17 protein-coding genes are annotated in these 15176 nt (G+C 60.3%); 9 read left to right on the forward strand and 8 right to left on the reverse strand.

All coding sequences use genetic code 11. The features are described 5' to 3' along the window. Positions 1-24: 24 nt before the first annotated feature. The 3 genes from ACVWXD_RS21765 to ACVWXD_RS21775 all read right to left on the reverse strand — a co-directional run bounded on the left by ACVWXD_RS21765 (position 25) and on the right by ACVWXD_RS21775 (position 2342). The gene (locus ACVWXD_RS21765) at positions 25-1038 is read right to left on the reverse strand and encodes an AI-2E family transporter (protein ID WP_032890564.1); all 1014 of its coding nucleotides are present in this window, start codon (positions 1036-1038) and stop codon (positions 25-27) included. A 145-nt stretch (positions 1039-1183) separates the two neighbouring features. After that, positions 1184-1483, reverse strand: a complete 300-nt coding sequence (locus ACVWXD_RS21770) for a PsiF family protein (RefSeq protein WP_017849707.1) — start codon at positions 1481-1483, stop codon at positions 1184-1186. A 70-nt stretch (positions 1484-1553) separates the two neighbouring features. After that, positions 1554-2342 carry an AraC family transcriptional regulator gene (locus ACVWXD_RS21775; protein WP_032890562.1) on the reverse strand — a complete coding sequence of 263 codons (789 nt, stop codon included), beginning with the start codon at positions 2340-2342 and terminating at the stop codon, positions 1554-1556. A gap of 97 nt (positions 2343-2439) precedes the next feature. On the opposite strand from ACVWXD_RS21775, the gene ACVWXD_RS21780 reads away from it, so the two are divergent. Then, positions 2440-3318 (forward strand): DMT family transporter, encoded by an 879-nt coding sequence (locus ACVWXD_RS21780; protein ID WP_260367381.1) that lies wholly within the window; start codon positions 2440-2442, stop codon positions 3316-3318. Here the strand turns inward: ACVWXD_RS21780 and ACVWXD_RS21785 are convergent. After that, on the reverse strand, positions 3315-4205 hold the full coding sequence (locus ACVWXD_RS21785; RefSeq protein ID WP_447096015.1) for an esterase/lipase family protein: 891 nt from the start codon (positions 4203-4205) through the stop codon (positions 3315-3317). The two genes, ACVWXD_RS21780 and ACVWXD_RS21785, sit on opposite strands and share 4 nt — an antisense overlap. Positions 4206-4380: 175 nt before the next feature. Between ACVWXD_RS21785 and ACVWXD_RS21790 the strand changes: the two genes are divergently transcribed. Continuing rightward, complete coding sequence (locus ACVWXD_RS21790) at positions 4381-4911, forward strand: ferritin-like domain-containing protein (RefSeq protein WP_032890557.1); 531 nt, start codon at positions 4381-4383, stop codon at positions 4909-4911. 109 nt (positions 4912-5020) lie between these two features. Here the strand turns inward: ACVWXD_RS21790 and ACVWXD_RS21795 are convergent, their stop codons facing one another. Further along, positions 5021-7090 (reverse strand): AsmA family protein, encoded by a 2070-nt coding sequence (locus tag ACVWXD_RS21795; RefSeq protein ID WP_442116461.1) that lies wholly within the window; start codon positions 7088-7090, stop codon positions 5021-5023. A 345-nt stretch (positions 7091-7435) separates the two neighbouring features. Between ACVWXD_RS21795 and ACVWXD_RS21800 the strand changes: the two genes are divergently transcribed. Beyond that, positions 7436-7807: a hypothetical protein gene (locus ACVWXD_RS21800; protein WP_032890553.1), complete on the forward strand. Its 372-nt coding sequence runs from the start codon at positions 7436-7438 to the stop codon at positions 7805-7807. A gap of 153 nt (positions 7808-7960) precedes the next feature. Then, positions 7961-8593 (forward strand): TetR family transcriptional regulator, encoded by a 633-nt coding sequence (locus ACVWXD_RS21805; protein ID WP_032890551.1) that lies wholly within the window; start codon positions 7961-7963, stop codon positions 8591-8593. A gap of 5 nt (positions 8594-8598) precedes the next feature. On the opposite strand, the gene ACVWXD_RS21810 is transcribed toward ACVWXD_RS21805, so the two are convergent. After that, on the reverse strand, positions 8599-9129 hold the full coding sequence (locus ACVWXD_RS21810; protein WP_032890549.1) for a C40 family peptidase: 531 nt from the start codon (positions 9127-9129) through the stop codon (positions 8599-8601). 341 nt (positions 9130-9470) lie between these two features. On the opposite strand from ACVWXD_RS21810, the gene ureE reads away from it, so the two are divergent. The 5 genes from ureE to ACVWXD_RS21835 all read left to right on the forward strand — a co-directional run bounded on the left by ureE (position 9471) and on the right by ACVWXD_RS21835 (position 13161). Continuing rightward, a complete protein-coding gene (gene ureE, locus ACVWXD_RS21815; protein WP_032890547.1) occupies positions 9471-9971 on the forward strand; it encodes an urease accessory protein UreE in 501 nt (166 codons plus the stop codon). Beyond that, positions 9968-10642: an urease accessory protein UreF gene (locus tag ACVWXD_RS21820; RefSeq protein ID WP_099602069.1), complete on the forward strand. Its 675-nt coding sequence runs from the start codon at positions 9968-9970 to the stop codon at positions 10640-10642. Before ureE ends, ACVWXD_RS21820 begins: the two co-directional genes overlap by 4 nt. A 24-nt stretch (positions 10643-10666) precedes the next feature. Further along, positions 10667-11284 carry an urease accessory protein UreG gene (gene ureG / locus ACVWXD_RS21825; RefSeq protein WP_032890544.1) on the forward strand — a complete coding sequence of 206 codons (618 nt, stop codon included), beginning with the start codon at positions 10667-10669 and terminating at the stop codon, positions 11282-11284. A gap of 22 nt (positions 11285-11306) precedes the next feature. Then, positions 11307-11879, forward strand: coding sequence for a HupE/UreJ family protein (locus tag ACVWXD_RS21830; protein WP_095186053.1), 573 nt, complete (start codon positions 11307-11309; stop codon positions 11877-11879). Between the two features lie 163 nt (positions 11880-12042). Further along, positions 12043-13161, forward strand: coding sequence for an AGE family epimerase/isomerase (locus tag ACVWXD_RS21835; protein WP_095186054.1), 1119 nt, complete (start codon positions 12043-12045; stop codon positions 13159-13161). On the opposite strand, the gene ACVWXD_RS21840 is transcribed toward ACVWXD_RS21835, so the two are convergent. Next, positions 13133-14038, reverse strand: a complete 906-nt coding sequence (locus ACVWXD_RS21840; protein WP_032890538.1) for a cation diffusion facilitator family transporter — start codon at positions 14036-14038, stop codon at positions 13133-13135. The two genes, ACVWXD_RS21835 and ACVWXD_RS21840, sit on opposite strands and share 29 nt — an antisense overlap. Positions 14039-14242: 204 nt before the next feature. Next, entirely contained in the window at positions 14243-15007 is a 765-nt protein-coding gene (locus ACVWXD_RS21845) for an SDR family oxidoreductase (RefSeq protein WP_032890536.1), read from the reverse strand. Positions 15008-15176: the final 169 nt, after the last annotated feature.

The following is a 15176-nucleotide window of genomic DNA, read 5'->3' on the forward strand; positions in this document are numbered from 1 at the left end:
GGTAGGGTCGTTCACCTTAGTAAATCAAACCATCCCACCGAGTTTCAGCTCACTCTTCAGATACGCATAGTAGATCGGCCCTGCCACCACGCCCGGCAGACCGAATGCGGCTTCAAACACCAACATCGCGAGCAGCAATTCCCACGACTTGGCACTGATCTGCCCGCCAACAATGCGCGCATTGAGGAAGTACTCGACCTTGTGGATCACGATTAAATAGCCCAACGCCGCCACTGCCACCCAGATCGACAGCGACAGCGCGACGATGGTGATCAGGGTGTTGGACATCAGGTTGCCGATCACCGGCAGCAGGCCGAGCAGGAAGGTCAGCACGATCAGGGTTTTGGTCAGCGGCAGGTGAATGCCACACAGCGGCAGCACCACGGCGAGGAATATGGCGGTGAAGGCGGTGTTGAGCGCGGCGATCTTGATCTGAGCGAAGACGATGTTGCGAAAGGCCTGGACCAGCAGGTGCAGGCGGTCGAACAGCGCCGCCGCCAGGGGCTTGCGCTTGGTCAGGTCAGGCACGCGCTGCAGGGCGATGATCGCGCCGAGCACCATGCCGATCAGCAGGGTGACGAACATGTGCGCGGCGTCTTTGCCCACCAGTTGCAGCTCGCTCAGGTGTTTGCTCAGCCACTCACCGATGGCCACACGGAATTCGGCGGCGCTGGCCGGCAGGTAGGCGTCGAGGAATGGCGGAAGTTGGCCCCGCGCGCGGTCGACCACGCCCATGAATTTGTCGAGGGAAGCCCCGGGATTTTCCGCTTCGTGGAGCAGGAAGCTAATGGCGCCGGCGAAGATCAGCGCAAGCACGCTGACAATCAGGGTCCCGAGCAACGCCACTGCCAGCCAGCGCGCGCGGCGGCCTTCGATCAGCCGTTGCAGTTGGGGGGTGAGCATGTTGACCAGTTCATAGACCAACAAACCGGCCAGCAGGCTGGGCAGCAATTTCAGCGGCAGCACCAGCAGCAGTCCGCCGAAAATGATGATGTAGCTGGCCAGCAACAACACATGACGCTGAGAAAACGTTGGCATACAGCCTCAAAACGAACGGCGTTAAAGGATGGGCAGTCTGCCAGCCTTCAGAGAATCAAGCGAGTGGATAGGTTGTGAATGCGATCAAGTGTGAGAGGGGCACCTCCCCTCCCACATTTAATCTTCAGCACCGACGAAATCGTGATCAACCTTTGAGGCAGGTGCTCATGAACGTCTTGCGCGCATCGCCGGTCAGCGCTTTGGTTTTCGCCGACGCATTGCAATCCTTCATCTTCTGCTGCTGCGGCGTCAGGGTCTTGGCGTCATTGGCAGCCGGGGCCGACAGGCAGGTTTTCATGAACGCCTTGCGCTCGTCGCCCTTGAGCGTCTTGGTGGTGGCCTCAGCATTGCAGGTGGTCATTTTGTTTTGCTGGGCAGTGGCGGCAAAGCCTTGGGAACACAGCAGCAAGCCCATCATCAATAACGGAATACGCAGCATCTTCATGGAGTTTTCTCCCTGTTACCACGCCGATGGGCATGGCCTATCCGCAGTGTAGTCAAAGCCTGTTACATCTTCATCCACAGCGAATATTCGTCCGGCGGTACTGCTCCGGCGTGCAGCCAGCATGGCGCTGAAACATCGCGATAAACGCCGAGGCGGTGCTGTAGCCGAGGTCGAACGCCACCTGCTGCACGCTGCGTTCGCTGTCGAGGGCTTCGATGGCCGCCAAGTAGCGCAGACGCTGGCGCCATTCACCGAAGCTCATGCCCAACTCGCGCACAAACTGGCGCGCCAGGGTGCGCTCGCTCACATGCACCTGTTCAGCCCATTGCGCCAGCGGGCGGTTATCGCCGGGGTCGGCCTGCATGCCTTCCAGGACGCCAAGCAGCCCTGGGCGGCGGGCGTAGGGCAGGAAACCGTCGTGGATCGGTGCCTGCCGCAGTTGATCCACCAATACTTGGGCCAGGCGGATATCGGCTTCGGAATGCGGAATATTCACGTCACGCCGGGCGAAGTCGCGCAGGATCGCCTTGAGAATGTCGCTGATCGCCAGTGTGCATGGCTGTTGTGGCAGTTGCTCGCAGAGCTCGGGGGCCAGGCCGACCGAGTGATAGACAATCGCCTGGGCGTTGTAGGAGCTGTGCTCAGTATTGGGCGGGATCCAGACCGCGTACTGCGGCGGCGACATAAAGCGGTTACCGGCCACTTCCATGCGCATCACACCGCTGGCGGAGTAATCCAGCGAGCCCCAGAAGTGCTGGTGCGGCGTGCACTCGGTGTCAGGGGCAAAGTCGGAATAACGGAAGTAGACCGGGCTGGGCAAGCTACGGAAATCGGCGAGGCGTACGGTGTGTCGGGCCATATTGTCTGGATGCAAAGGTGAGTTGTCTGGATCGCAGTATAGGCTTCGATCCAGACAGGGGATAATCCCGCTTCATCAACACACTTGGTTTCTTTCGATGCAGTACGCGTATCCCCTGCTGGCCATTTTTATCTGGGCCGGCAACACCGTGGTCAACAAACTGGCCGTGGGCTCGATTTTCCCGTCGGAGATCGGTTTTTACCGCTGGCTGCTGGCGGCGCTACTGTTCACGCCGTTCATGCTCAAGCCGGTGATCGCTCACTGGGCGCAGATCCGCCCGAATCTGGGCAAGATCGTCATCCTCGGCGTGCTGGGCATGGCCGTGTACCAAAGCCTGGCGTATTACGCCGCCTCCCTGACCACCGCCACCAACATGGGCATCATCCTGTCGCTGATGCCGTTGATGGCCCTGACGGCAGCCATCATCAGCCTCGGCCAACGCCTGACCTTCGGCGCACTCACCGGGGCTGTGCTGTCGTTTGCCGGTGTGGTCGTGGTGGTGTCGTCCGGCAGCCTGGGCGCGCTGTTGCAACACGGGGTCAACCTGGGCGACGCCATGATGCTGGTCGCCACCCTGGCCTACGCGGTCTACAGCACCTTGCTGAAAAAATGGCAGCTGCGCCTGCCGCCGTTGGTGTTGCTGTATTTGCAGATACTGGTGGCGGTGGTGGTGTTGTTTCCGCTGTTCCTGTTCTCGGCCAAAACCGGCCTGGGCTGGGCAAATATCCCACTGGTGCTGTACGCGTGTTTACTGGCGTCGATGCTCGCGCCGTTGGCGTGGATGCACTCGGTGAAGACCTTGGGACCAAGCCGTACCACGCTGTTTTTCAACCTGCTGCCGTTGATTACCGCGTTGATTGCGGCGGTGGTATTGAAGGAGGAGCTGGCGTGGTATCACCTGGTGGGCGGTTTGCTGACCTTGGGCGGGGTAGTCTTGTCGGAGCGCTGGACCACGCCGCTGCGCCGACGGGCTTAAACACCCGCCGCTTTCAAGCGCCGGGCATGCTCCACAAACAATCGGATCGGCTCGGCGCCCTTGCCCACCAGCCCCATGGACTGATTGACGATATCAAAATGGTCCAGGGCAAAATCATCACCAATCACCGTGCCCAGGTGTGAGCTGTAGCGCCCGACCATGCCATCACACTGGCCCTTTTCCCGCACAAAGCTGCGGGCGAACAAGCGGCAACTGCGGTGGGTACCATCAAACAAATTACGGCCCCGATCCGTGATGCCCGGCTGCAACGTGCCGGACCACGAGTAATAGCGCACGCCGTTGACCACCTCCGCACCCTGCCCGCCCCATGTCTCGGGTAAGCCTTGGGGATAACGGCGATTGAACAAAGCCACACCTTCACTGGTGAGGGAATGGTGAGACGCCTGCAGATCCGCTTTAAAGCGCGGCCCGCGATAACCGGTTTCCAGCACACCCATCACCCAGGCGACCAGGTGAAACAGCGCGCTCATGATCCGGCCCTTGGCGCCGTCGATGGGGTAATGGAGGTGGATATGGTCCGCCAGCTCAGAACCGTGGTTCGGCCCGGCCACCGAAGTCACCGACGCCACCCAATCCGGGCGCAGGGCTGCTGCATAGCGCGCAGTCAGTGAGCCTTGGCTATGGCCGATCAAGTTGACCTTTTTGGCCCCAGTCTCGCGGCGTATGCGCTCGATCTGCACCAGCAGTTGCTCGCCACGCACCTCGCTGGAGTCCAGCGGTGCCACCTGTATCGGGAATACCTGAGCCCCACCAGCCCGCAAAGCCGGGACGATGCCATACCAGTAGGGGAAAAACCCGATGCGCACAAATCCGAGCATGCCGGGCACCAATACCAGGGGATAGCGTGTGGCCAACGACTGTGACATGAAGCGAATATCCTCGCAGCGCGTTTGATGCAATGCAGCCTAGCCCAGTTGCAAGTCGGGCTCGTGACGCGCGAGGTAAATCCGATAAAACTTTTTGCGCTGCCCGGCACTCACAACTTGGAGCGATCACGCCGACAGAGCGTGGCGTAACCCGGATTAGCCCCAGGAGATTGAGATGACTGAAGCAAACTTGACCGACGTTGCGACCCTGCGCAGCCGCGCCCGCCAGAACGTCGAAAACGGTGCCGTGACCGAAGGCTACGACGCCGACCGCGAAGAAATTATCCGCCTGCTCAACGCGTCGCTGGCTACCGAGCTGGTGTGCGTGCTGCGCTACAAGCGCCACTACTTCATGGCCAGCGGCGTTAAAGCAGCCGTCGCTGCAGAGGAATTTCTGGAGCACGCCACCCAGGAAGCCGAACATGCCGACAAACTGGCCGAGCGCATCGTGCAGCTGGGCGGCGAGCCGGAGTTCAACCCCGATCTGTTGTCGAAGAACTCCCACGCGCAGTACGTGGCCGGTAACAGCTTGAAGGAAATGGTCTACGAAGACCTGGTCGCCGAGCGCATCGCGGTGGACAGCTACCGCGAGATCATCCAGTACATCGGCGACAAAGACCCGACCACTCGCCGCCTGTTTGAGGAGATCCTCGCTCAGGAAGAAGAGCATGCGGACGATATGGCCGACATCCTCGAAAGTCTTTAAATAGCGTAAATCCCATGTGGGAGGGGGCTTGCGCCCGATAGCGGTGATTCAGTCTCAGAGGTACTGACTGACATACCGTTATCGGGGGCAAGCCCCCTCCCACATTTGGTTAGCCTTTAACGGTCTTCGGCGCCTTGCCTTCTTTCATCTGCTGCAGCAGCGGCGCGCACTCATTGGGCTCGCCACCACTTGGGGCGACCAACGCAAGCAAGCCGGCAGCAGGACCCGCGATCACGCCCAGCGCCACCATGCCCGCGCCGCGCAGGGCTAATGGAATGGCCTTGACCCCGGCATTCGGCTTGATAAACGGCCCGTTCACATACAGCGGCGAGCGCAGGGAGAAGAGACGGAAGCCTTTGGATTCCGGGGTGACCGTCAGGTCCAACTGCTCAGTCGCCATGTTCGCGGTGCCATCGATGTAGATGATGGCGTTCTCGGTATCGAACACAAACAGCCGCGTAGTCGCCAAGCCGGTCTTGATGCCGAAGTCCGCGGCGGCACAGTTGATCTTCACTTCCTTATCGCCGAACAAGCGGCCCACTACGTAGTTGCCCACGTTGAGCCCGGCGATTTCCATCAGGCCACGGCTGATGGCGCCGTCGTTGATCAGCATCTTCAGGTCACCATTGGAACTGCCCAGCAGCGCCGCGACGGAGTTACCTCGCCCGGCAATATCGGCGTCACCGTTGAGTTCACCGAAGCTGGTTTTCATCGGCTCGAAGCTCGGGAACAGTTGCTTGAGCTTGAAATTGCGCGCGGTCAATTTGGCGCGACCTTCCATCGGTGTGATGCGGCCATTCAGGCGAATCTGCGCATCGAGCTTGCCACCAGCGACGCCGAAACGCAGTGGTTCCAGGCTCAGCTCGCCGTCGTTGAGCACCAGATGGGTATAAAGATCGGTAAAGGGTAATTCGGCACTGTGCACGATACGTTTACCGGTGAATTCCACATCGGCATCCATGTCGCGCCAGCGTTCGGTGCGGAACTCTTCCACCGGCAGCACTTTGGTCGCCGGCTGTTTGCTTTCGCCGCCACGGGCCTTTTGCTTGGCGTTGGAGTCGGCGCCGATCAAGGGTGCGAGGTCAGTCATCAGCAACTGGTTGGACACCAGCGCGCCGCTGAGCTTGGGCCGTGGCTGGCTGGCGACGTAGGCGAGGTTGCCGTGAATGTCGCTGTTGCCGATCTTGCCGTTGAAGTTGTCGTAGCGGAAAGATGCGCCGCTGGAATCGTGCAGCTTGGCGATCAAGTGGCCGTCGGTGGCGTAGGCCGGCGAGTCCGGCAGCGTGACGCCGGTCAGTGGATACAGGTTGCCCAGGCTGCTGCCGGACAGCTTAAGGCGCAGGTCAAGAGCGCCGAGGTTGAGCGGGTCGGTCAGGGTGCCAGCCAGGGCGATGTTGGTGTCAGCGATCTTGACTTGGGCCTGTAGCGGGAACGGCTTGGCCGCATCCTGCAGGGCCAGCAGGCCGCCGATCTTGCCGGTGCCGTCGAGCTTCTGGCCGTGGTACTGGCCTTTGACCTTGAGGGCGAACGCATAGTCCTGGGGCGCCGAGCCTTTCTCCAGAGCCTTCTTGGCATCGGCATCGCCGACGATTTCACCGAAGGGAATCGGTTTGCCCAAGGGGTCAATGATCACGTCGAGCTGGGTCTTGAGGGTCTGGTCATCCAGCGTCACGTGGCCTTTGTCAAAGCCGATGGCACCGATGTCCACCACCCAGTTGGAGGGTTCGGCATTGGGGTCTTTAGGGTCGAACGTGAAGGTCCAGTTGGCGCGACCATCAGCCAGGCGCTGTAACTCTGCACTCGGTTCGGTGAGATCGATACGCGGGATAACCACACGCTGTGCCAGCAGAGCCAGGGGCGAAATACGCAGCTCGACTTTCTTCAACGAAACCATCTGCGGTTTTTTCGACCAGTCCGGGTTACCTAGGGTCAAGTCTTCGGCAATCACATGAGGCCACGGTACCCAGGCACGCCAGCCGCCTTCATCGGGCTCTCGCTGCCACACCACGGCGAGGTTGCCGTTGATGGCAAACGGGCGATGCAGTTCTTCGGAGACTTTGGCATTGAGGGGCGGTTTGATGCGATTCCAGTCAAAAAACACCAGGACCAGGACTGCAACGGCGATTAACAGAACGAAGCTGGCGCAGCTCCAAGCGACGATTTTACGAGTGCGCGTCATTGCACAGGACTCCTCAACACGAATAGCTGAAATACAGCTCATAAGAGTACGACTGGCAAACCGTCCGGGGGTTTAACCCAGTGGTCAATTTAGTCGCAAAAAGCCATTTTCCTGATCGATCAGACAAATCCAATCATCAACGGCGCACCATTGTTACCCAGGTTCGTGTCGAAAATACCCACCACGGTGCAAAACCGCGTGCTTGAGAGGTCCGGTCTAGAGCCTCTGCGAGGAACAATCAATTCTGTTGATTATTACCATTGTGTTTATGAACTTTTATATCGACATATCGAGAGTAGCATTAGCCCTGTACCCACTTTATCGCCCTCCCAAGGAGCAACCATCATGAAACGCCAAGTACTCGCTACCGTCCTGTTGTCCATCATGGCTTCCAGCGCCTTTGCCCTGCCAGCCGCCGAACAAGTGACCCCACAAGTCAAAGCCGACGCCGTGCACGCCAGCCAAACCCTGGCCCGCAGCGGTTCGCAAGAAGAAGATAGCCGTGACTACGCCAAAGGCGCTGTTGCAGAAAACGGTTCGGATCAGATCAGCAAACGCGCTCACGCCGAAGGCCTGACCGAAAACGGTCGCGATCGCCTGCAAGAGAAAGGTCTGGTTGAAGACGGTGCCGATCAAATCAGCAAGCGCGCTTACACTGAAGGTGTTGCCGAAGACGGTTCTGATCGCCTGAAAGAACAAAACCAAGCACAGAGCTAACCCTGTGGTAGCCCAGAAAAAAGCCCGATCACCCGACCGGGCTTTTTGACTTTTTGTAGAACCTGTCACGCAACGCGCCCCCGCCAAGTTCGACGCCAACAGAGCTGTTTTGCTAGAGTGCGTCGCTGTACTTGCCGACAAAGCCCCCCGCCCATGCTGCCCCGCGCCGAACAGAAGCAACAGACCCGCCTTGCCTTGATGGACGCTGCCCGCCATCTGATGGAGTGTGGCCGTGGGTTTGGCAGCCTGAGCCTGCGTGAAGTAGCCAAGACGGCCGGCATCGTTCCCACTGGTTTCTATCGCCATTTTGCCGATATGGACCAGCTTGGACTTGTCTTGGTGAGTGAGGTCGGACAGACCTTTCGCGCTACCATCCGCCTGGTGCGCCACAACGAATTCGTGATGGGCGGCATTATCGACGCCTCGGTGCGGATCTTTCTCGATGTGGTCTCAGCCAACCGTTCGCAATTCTTGTTCCTGGCCCGCGAGCAATACGGTGGCTGCCTGGCCGTGCGCCAAGCCATCAGCGCCCTGCGCGAAGACATCACCCGCGACCTTGCGGCCGACCTGACGCAGATGCCCAAGTTGCAGCACCTGGACCCCGATGGCCTGCACGTGATGGCGGACCTTATCGTCAAAAGCGTGTTTGCCACCCTGCCCGATATCATCGACCCGCCGGCTCATGCGTTGCCGGCTCACCTCACGCCCCAGGCGAAAATCACCCAGCAACTGCGCTTTATCTTCATCGGCCTCAAGCATTGGCAGGGCTTGGGCAGTACCGAGTAAACCGGTCACCCGGCCGAATGGAAACGCTTGGCGGTGGTGTAGTTTTTGCTCCAATAGCGATTGCTCAGTGAATCGATACGCACCGTCTTACCGGTTCGGGGTGAGTGAATGAATTTGCCCTCGCCTATATAGAGGCCGACATGGCTGACCTGACCGCGCCCATTACCTTTGAAAAACACGGCATCCCCAGGTTTCAGCGCATGACGCTTGATCGTCATCGCATCTGAACGGTGCATTGCCGCCGTGGTGCGGGGTATACGGATATTGGCCTGGGTCTTGAACAGATAAACCAGAAAGCTACTGCAGTCGAACCCCTGCTCTACCGTGCTCCCTCCCCACTTATAGGGTGTGCCCAGCAACTCATGGGCGCGGTCGATCACATCGTTGATGGACGGTTTGGACGGCAAGGCCTGTAGGGCTTGCAGGGGAGTGCTGGCCGCGATCGGAGCCACCGCACGCTTCTGGACATTGGCCGAAGATGAGGGCGTAACCAGATAAAGACTGAACACGAATAAACACAAAATTGATCGAAACATGATGGAACCCGTCGTGAATGTTTAGCACGCGGCGAATCCTAAAGATCCTGCGCGTAAGCCGACGAACTCCAAATCCTCAATTCCCGTAGGACTAATCCGAAAACACCCAGAAACGAAAAGGATGAAAGGAACTTCATACACTCTGCATCGCCCTCGACGCCAAAACGCCCCTATTTGGCGCTATAAACGCGGCAACGCACCAATTTGAAACACTCCCACCAAGCACTAACGCCCTATTCGGTAGCACTCCCCCGCGTACCGACAGAGATTTCCTACATCAACCCGTGATTGGCAAGCCACTTGCTCTAGCTGTTTCATCGCTCATAGCTGGAAGCTTCCTGATGCTGGTGATCCACCGCCGAATCGCCCCCCAAGCCCTCTGGGCCGCTGAGTTGCTGCTGACTTTCGAAGCGCGCAGCAAGAGTCGCCTGCGCTGTTTCAGTACTGACGGCGAAGACGTTGGCCTGTTCCTGGAGCGCGGCCAGCCGCCGTTGCACGATGGCGAATGCCTACAGGCTGAAGACGGACGTGTCGTACGTGTATGCGCACGGCCTGAACAACTGCTGCACGTCACGTGCGCCAATGCCTTTGAACTGACACGTGCTGCCTATCACCTCGGCAACCGCCATGTGGCGTTGCAGGTTGGGGATGGCTGGCTACGCCTGCTCGACGACTACGTGCTCAAGGCCATGCTTGAACAGCTGGGCGCCACCACGCAGACCCTCGAAGCGCCATTCCAGCCGGAGCACGGCGCCTATGGCGGCGGCCATCATCATTCGCGCCATGGCGATGAAGACTTCAACTATCCGCCCAAGCTGCACCAGTTCGGCGTGCGTTTATGAACCCAGCCTGGGCGTTGCTGCGTCTGGCCAGTCCGCAATTGCCGATTGGCGGCTACAGCTATTCCCAAGGGCTGGAAATGGCCGTGGAGAACGGCCGCGTGAAGGATGCGGCCAGCGCCCGCCGTTGGATCAGCGACCAGTTGCTGCTGAACCTGGCACGTTTCGAAGCACCGTTGCTGCTCGCCCATTGCCGCGCCGCTGCCGCAGAGGATTGGCCGACACTCTCGCAACTGTGCGAAGAGCACCAAGCCAGCCGCGAGACACGCGAGCTGTATCAAGAGAGCCGCCAGATGGGCTACTCCCTGCAACAACTGCTCAACGGTTTGCCGGAACTGGACAGCCAGGCCCGCACCTTTCTTGAGCAACGCAGCGAACCTCATCTGGCTCTGGGCTGGGCCCTGGCCGCACGCGCCTGGACCATCAACCCCGACGACGCACTCGCCGCCTGGCTGTGGAGCTGGTTGGAAAACCAATTGGCGGTGCTGATGAAAACCCTGCCCTTGGGCCAACAAGCCGCCCAGCGCCTGACCAGTGAACTGCTGCCGCTGCTGCAACAAGCCCAGCAGGACGCGGGCCGCGTCGACCCCCACCATTTCGGCAGCGCAGCGTTCGGCCTGTCACTGGCGTGCATGGCCCACGAGCGCCAGTACAGCCGCCTGTTCCGTTCCTAGGAGCTCTTTATTTTGGAGAAGCAAATGAACACACAACCCCTGCGCGTCGGCATCGGCGGCCCGGTCGGCTCCGGCAAAACCGCCCTGACCCTTGCCCTGTGCCTCGCGCTGCGCGACCGCTACAACCTGGCAGTGGTCACCAACGACATCTACACCCGCGAAGACGCCGACTTCTTGGTACGTAACGAGGCCTTGGCGCCCGAACGCATCATCGGCGTGGAAACCGGCGGCTGCCCGCACACGGCCATCCGAGAAGACGCCTCGATCAACCTGGAAGCGGTGGACCAACTCAACCGTCGCTTCCCCGGCCTGGACCTGATCCTGGTGGAGTCCGGCGGCGATAACCTGTCGGCCACGTTCAGCCCGGAGTTGTCAGACCTGACCATCTACGTGATCGATGTCTCCGCTGGCGACAAACTGCCGCGCAAAGGCGGCCCAGGTATCTGCAAGTCAGACCTGCTGGTGATCAACAAGATCGACCTGGCGCCCTTGGTCGGCGCCTCGCTGGAGCTGATGAACAGCGACACCCAGCGCATGCGCAACGGCAAACCCTTTGTGTTCAGTAACCAGAAAACCGGCGTCGGCCTGGACGAGATCGTCGCTTTTATCGAGCGCCAGGGCCTGCTGACCACTGCCGCCTGATCAACCCATAAGGAACCTGTTTATGAGCCTCAACAAACTCTTCGCCGCCGCCGCTCTGCTGCTCGCTCCGGCCCTGGCTTTCGCTCACCCCGGCCACGGCGACAATGGCCTGATGGCCGGTATCAGCCACCCACTGGGCGGCCTTGATCACCTGCTGGCCATGGTTGCAGTCGGCCTGTGGGCAGCCCAGCAAAAAGGCGCCGCCCGTTGGGCCCTGCCGTGCACCTTCGTCGGCACCATGTTGATCGGCGGCGTGCTGGGTTTTGAAGGGCTGGCATTACCCGCGCTGGAAAGCGGGATTGCCGCGTCGGTGCTGGCGCTGGGCCTGGCAGTGGCGCTGGCGGTGCGTCCACCACTGTTCATGGCTGTGGGCGCTACGGCGTTGTTTGCGCTGTTCCACGGGGTGGCGCATGGCCTGGAGCTGCCGGACATGTCCAGCCCTTGGACGTATGCGGCCGGTTTTGTCGGGGCAACTGCTGCGTTGCACGCTGCCGGCTATGCCGTGGTGCGGTTTCTGCCTGCGGCGGCGGCCCCGTTGGTGCGGGTTGCCGGTGCTGCTTCAGCGGCGACCGGGGTTTGGCTGCTCGCGGGCTGAGTTGCGGGGCTATTGAGGGCCTCATCGGCCCCCTCCACATTTTGATGCGTGAACACCTTCAAAGGTGGGTGGGGGCTTGCCCCCGATAGCGCTGGCACAGACACCACAGAACGCAAGCCTGCTACCATGCGCGCCTACACCCCTGCCGTGACGACGCCAGCCAATGCCCATCGCTTCCCAGCCCACGTTGAATTCTGTGCTCACCCACTTCCATACCTTGATCGTGCCGCTCTGGCAGGGCCCGGGCTGGAATGCCGAGTTGGCGTTGCCCTATGAGGCGCTGGATGCCGATCATCGGCCTTTGCCGCCGCAACGCTACCGCGCCATGGCCTGTGCTCGACAGCTGTACCTGTTCGCCAGTCTGATCGGCGAGCCCGGTGCTGCCTTTGCCGAAGAACGTGCCGCCGCGTTGTTCCGTTCCCTGCAACGGCACTTCCACGACGCCGAATACGGCGGCTGGTTCTACAGCGTCGACCCCGCCGGGCAGCCGCTGGACAAGCGCAAAGACCTCTACACCCACGCCTTCATCATCTTCGCCTGCGCCCATTACTGGGCCAAAGTGCGCGAGCCGCTGGTGGAATCGGTGCTCAATGCCGCCCTTGAAGTGGTCGCCGAGCGTTTCGCCACGGGCGATGGCCTGTATGAAGCGGTACTTGAGCGTAACTGGTCTTCCCTCAAGTCCGGCCCCCTGCAAAATCCCTTGATGCACCTGGCCGAGGGCTTCCTCGCCACCCTCGCCGTGCGTGAAGACGCCGACGTACAAGCGGCCCTGCTGGGCTTGGCGACGGCCATGCAGCAGCGCTTCATCGACCGCCAGCATGGCGTGATGATGGAAAAACCGCTGGGTGCTGTGGATAACTGGTTTGAGCCAGGGCATCAATTCGAGTGGTTCTTTTTGCTGGAGTCGTCGCCCGCCTTACGCGGCACGCCGTTGCATGCCTCACTGACCCGGGCGTTTACCTACGCCGAGCAAAAGGGTGTGGATCCGTTAAGCGGCGCGGTCAGCGGCATGCTTGCCCTCGATGGCAGCGTGCGTGACGCTACCCAGCGTATCTGGGCCCAGGCCGAATACCTGCGGGCACTGACCTTGCGGCCCGACAGCGAAGCGGTGCTGCAACGCCAATTGCTGGCGCTGCAACAGCATTTCCTGCATGAGAAAGGCTGGCATGAATGCCTGGATGCCAACGGCGCGGTGAGCCGACGGGATATGCCGTCGACCACGCCTTATCATCTGGCGACCTGCTATCAGGGCCTCACGCAATCCATTTACGGTCGCCCGTAAAACTGATCGTTAACCAGCGCGCCGCATCCGGCGTGCCGAGCCCTGTGGATATCTCTTCGCGCAACCCATCCAGGGTGGCGACGTTATCCACCGGGTAATCCGCCGGCAGCACCACGTGAATCTCGATAAACCGCGCCCGCCCGTGCTTTTGCACGTAGGACACGTAGTCGTCGAAACCATGCCTGGCGCGGACCGCATCCATGACTTCGCGAACCTTGTCGTCCAAATGGTCGGGGGCAATCCCCAGCACCTCGCGTAACGCTGGGCGCAGGATCTTGAAGGCCGGCGCCAGCATGCTCAGGGCCAGCAGGATCAGGATCAAGGGGTCGACATACACCGCCCACTCGCCATAGCCCTGGGACTTGAGCAACAGCGCGGCCAGAAAGCTGATCAGCAAGCCCACCGACAGCATCGCGTCCACCAGCCAACTGATGTTATCGAACTGGATCAACGACGATTTGAGCGCGCGGTTGCGGTAGCGCACATAGAAGAAGTAGGCGAACTCAACGACGGTGAACACCGCCGCGTAGATGATCACCAGGCCCAACTCGATCTCGCGCCCGCCATTGATCATGCCGAACACACCGTTGAGGAATGCATAGATGGCGATCAACAGCAGAAAGCTGCCTTCGATCAGCAGCACCAACGGCTCCAGGTGCCAGTAGCCGAACTGGAAGCGCGCGTTGCTTTTCTTGGCGATCAACTTGGCCGTGATCAGCATCAACACCTTGATGGCGGTGGCGATCAGCGAGAAAAAGCCGTCGAACAGAATAGATTGGGCGCCGGATATCACACCCGTGACAATGCCGGCGATCGCTACCGCGAACATCAGAATCGTCGATTGTTTGAGCAGTGCCTGCTCACCTCGGTTACTCACATTTCCTCCCGTCAAAACCTTTGAACCGCACGATGCGGTGGGGTTTTCAGGAGTGGAGTGTACCTTATGGCCTGTTTTGGCCGATTTGACGCCATCGGGAGCGAACCCACTCCCACATGGGATTGGGTTCCCACGTTCCGACTTGTGAACACAGTCAAGTGTGAGAGGGGCTTGCTCCCGATGGCAGCGACGCGGTTTAAAGCCTTACTTACCGCCCCGCTCAATCGCAAACCCGGCCCAGGTCTGGCTCACCGGCATCAGCTCCAGGCGGTTGATGTTGACGTGCGCCGGCGTGTTCATCACCCAGAAGATGGTGTCGGCAATGTCCTGCGGCTGGATCGGCTCAGCGCCGGCATAGGTCGCGTCATAACGCGCCTGATCACCGCCGAAGCGCACCAGCGAGAATTCACTCTCACACAGGCCTGGCTCGATGTTCGTCACGCGCACGCCGGTGCCTTGCAGATCGCAACGCAAGTTCAGGGAGAACTGCTTCACAAACGCCTTAGAGCCGCCGTACACGTGGCTGCCAGGGTACGGGTAGTTACCGGCGATGGAGCCGAGGTTGATGATGCCGGCGCCACGGCCGTGGGCGATCAAGCGCGGCAGCAGCAGGTTGGTGGTGGTCAGCAGGCCCTTGATGTTGGTATCGACCATGGTCTCCCAATCGTCGAGGCTGCACTTGGGCGCAGGATCAGTGCCCACGGCCAGGCCCGCGTTGTTGATCAGGCCACGCAGTTTGGCGAACGACGGCGGCAGACTGGCGATGGCGTCTTCCATGCCCTTGCGGTCACGCACGTCCACGACCAGGCCGTGCACTTCGGTCTGCTTGGAAAGCTCTTCAACCAAGGCATTCAAACGCTCGGCGCGGCGGCCAGTGAGCACCAGTTTCCAACCGGCTTCAGCAAAACGACGGGCGCAGGCTTCGCCAAAACCTGAAGTTGCGCCAGTAATAAACAGCGTGTCGGACATGGTGTTCTCCTTGCGGGCATCGGGAAAAAAACAGCCAGCAGAATGCCCTTACACCGCCGTCGCGGCAACCGCTAAGCACACCCTTTCATGTAAAGCTGATCACTTTTTGATCATATCAAGCAAAGCCTTATGAACCGTGGCCTGCAGCCATATGCGCGCAGGTTATCCA

The organism is Pseudomonas sp. TE3911 (assembly GCF_054062775.1).

Bases quoted from the DNA above. Each gene is read 5' to 3' on its own strand.
- ACVWXD_RS21765 (WP_032890564.1), bottom strand. From the start codon at position 1,038: ATGCCAACGTTTTCTCAGCGTCATGTGTTGTTGCTGGCCAGCTACATC.
- ACVWXD_RS21770 (WP_017849707.1), bottom strand. From the start codon at position 1,483: ATGAAGATGCTGCGTATTCCGTTATTGATGATGGGCTTGCTGCTGTGT.
- ACVWXD_RS21775 (WP_032890562.1), bottom strand. From the start codon at position 2,342: ATGGCCCGACACACCGTACGCCTCGCCGATTTCCGTAGCTTGCCCAGC.
- ACVWXD_RS21780 (WP_260367381.1), top strand. From the start codon at position 2,440: ATGCAGTACGCGTATCCCCTGCTGGCCATTTTTATCTGGGCCGGCAAC.
- ACVWXD_RS21785 (WP_447096015.1), bottom strand. From the start codon at position 4,205: ATGTCACAGTCGTTGGCCACACGCTATCCCCTGGTATTGGTGCCCGGC.
- ACVWXD_RS21790 (WP_032890557.1), top strand. From the start codon at position 4,381: ATGACTGAAGCAAACTTGACCGACGTTGCGACCCTGCGCAGCCGCGCC.
- ACVWXD_RS21795 (WP_442116461.1), bottom strand. From the start codon at position 7,090: ATGACGCGCACTCGTAAAATCGTCGCTTGGAGCTGCGCCAGCTTCGTT.
- ACVWXD_RS21800 (WP_032890553.1), top strand. From the start codon at position 7,436: ATGAAACGCCAAGTACTCGCTACCGTCCTGTTGTCCATCATGGCTTCC.
- ACVWXD_RS21805 (WP_032890551.1), top strand. From the start codon at position 7,961: ATGCTGCCCCGCGCCGAACAGAAGCAACAGACCCGCCTTGCCTTGATG.
- ACVWXD_RS21810 (WP_032890549.1), bottom strand. From the start codon at position 9,129: ATGTTTCGATCAATTTTGTGTTTATTCGTGTTCAGTCTTTATCTGGTT.
- ureE (WP_032890547.1), top strand. From the start codon at position 9,471: ATGCTGGTGATCCACCGCCGAATCGCCCCCCAAGCCCTCTGGGCCGCT.
- ACVWXD_RS21820 (WP_099602069.1), top strand. From the start codon at position 9,968: ATGAACCCAGCCTGGGCGTTGCTGCGTCTGGCCAGTCCGCAATTGCCG.
- ureG (WP_032890544.1), top strand. From the start codon at position 10,667: ATGAACACACAACCCCTGCGCGTCGGCATCGGCGGCCCGGTCGGCTCC.
- ACVWXD_RS21830 (WP_095186053.1), top strand. From the start codon at position 11,307: ATGAGCCTCAACAAACTCTTCGCCGCCGCCGCTCTGCTGCTCGCTCCG.
- ACVWXD_RS21835 (WP_095186054.1), top strand. From the start codon at position 12,043: ATGCCCATCGCTTCCCAGCCCACGTTGAATTCTGTGCTCACCCACTTC.
- ACVWXD_RS21845 (WP_032890536.1), bottom strand. From the start codon at position 15,007: ATGTCCGACACGCTGTTTATTACTGGCGCAACTTCAGGTTTTGGCGAA.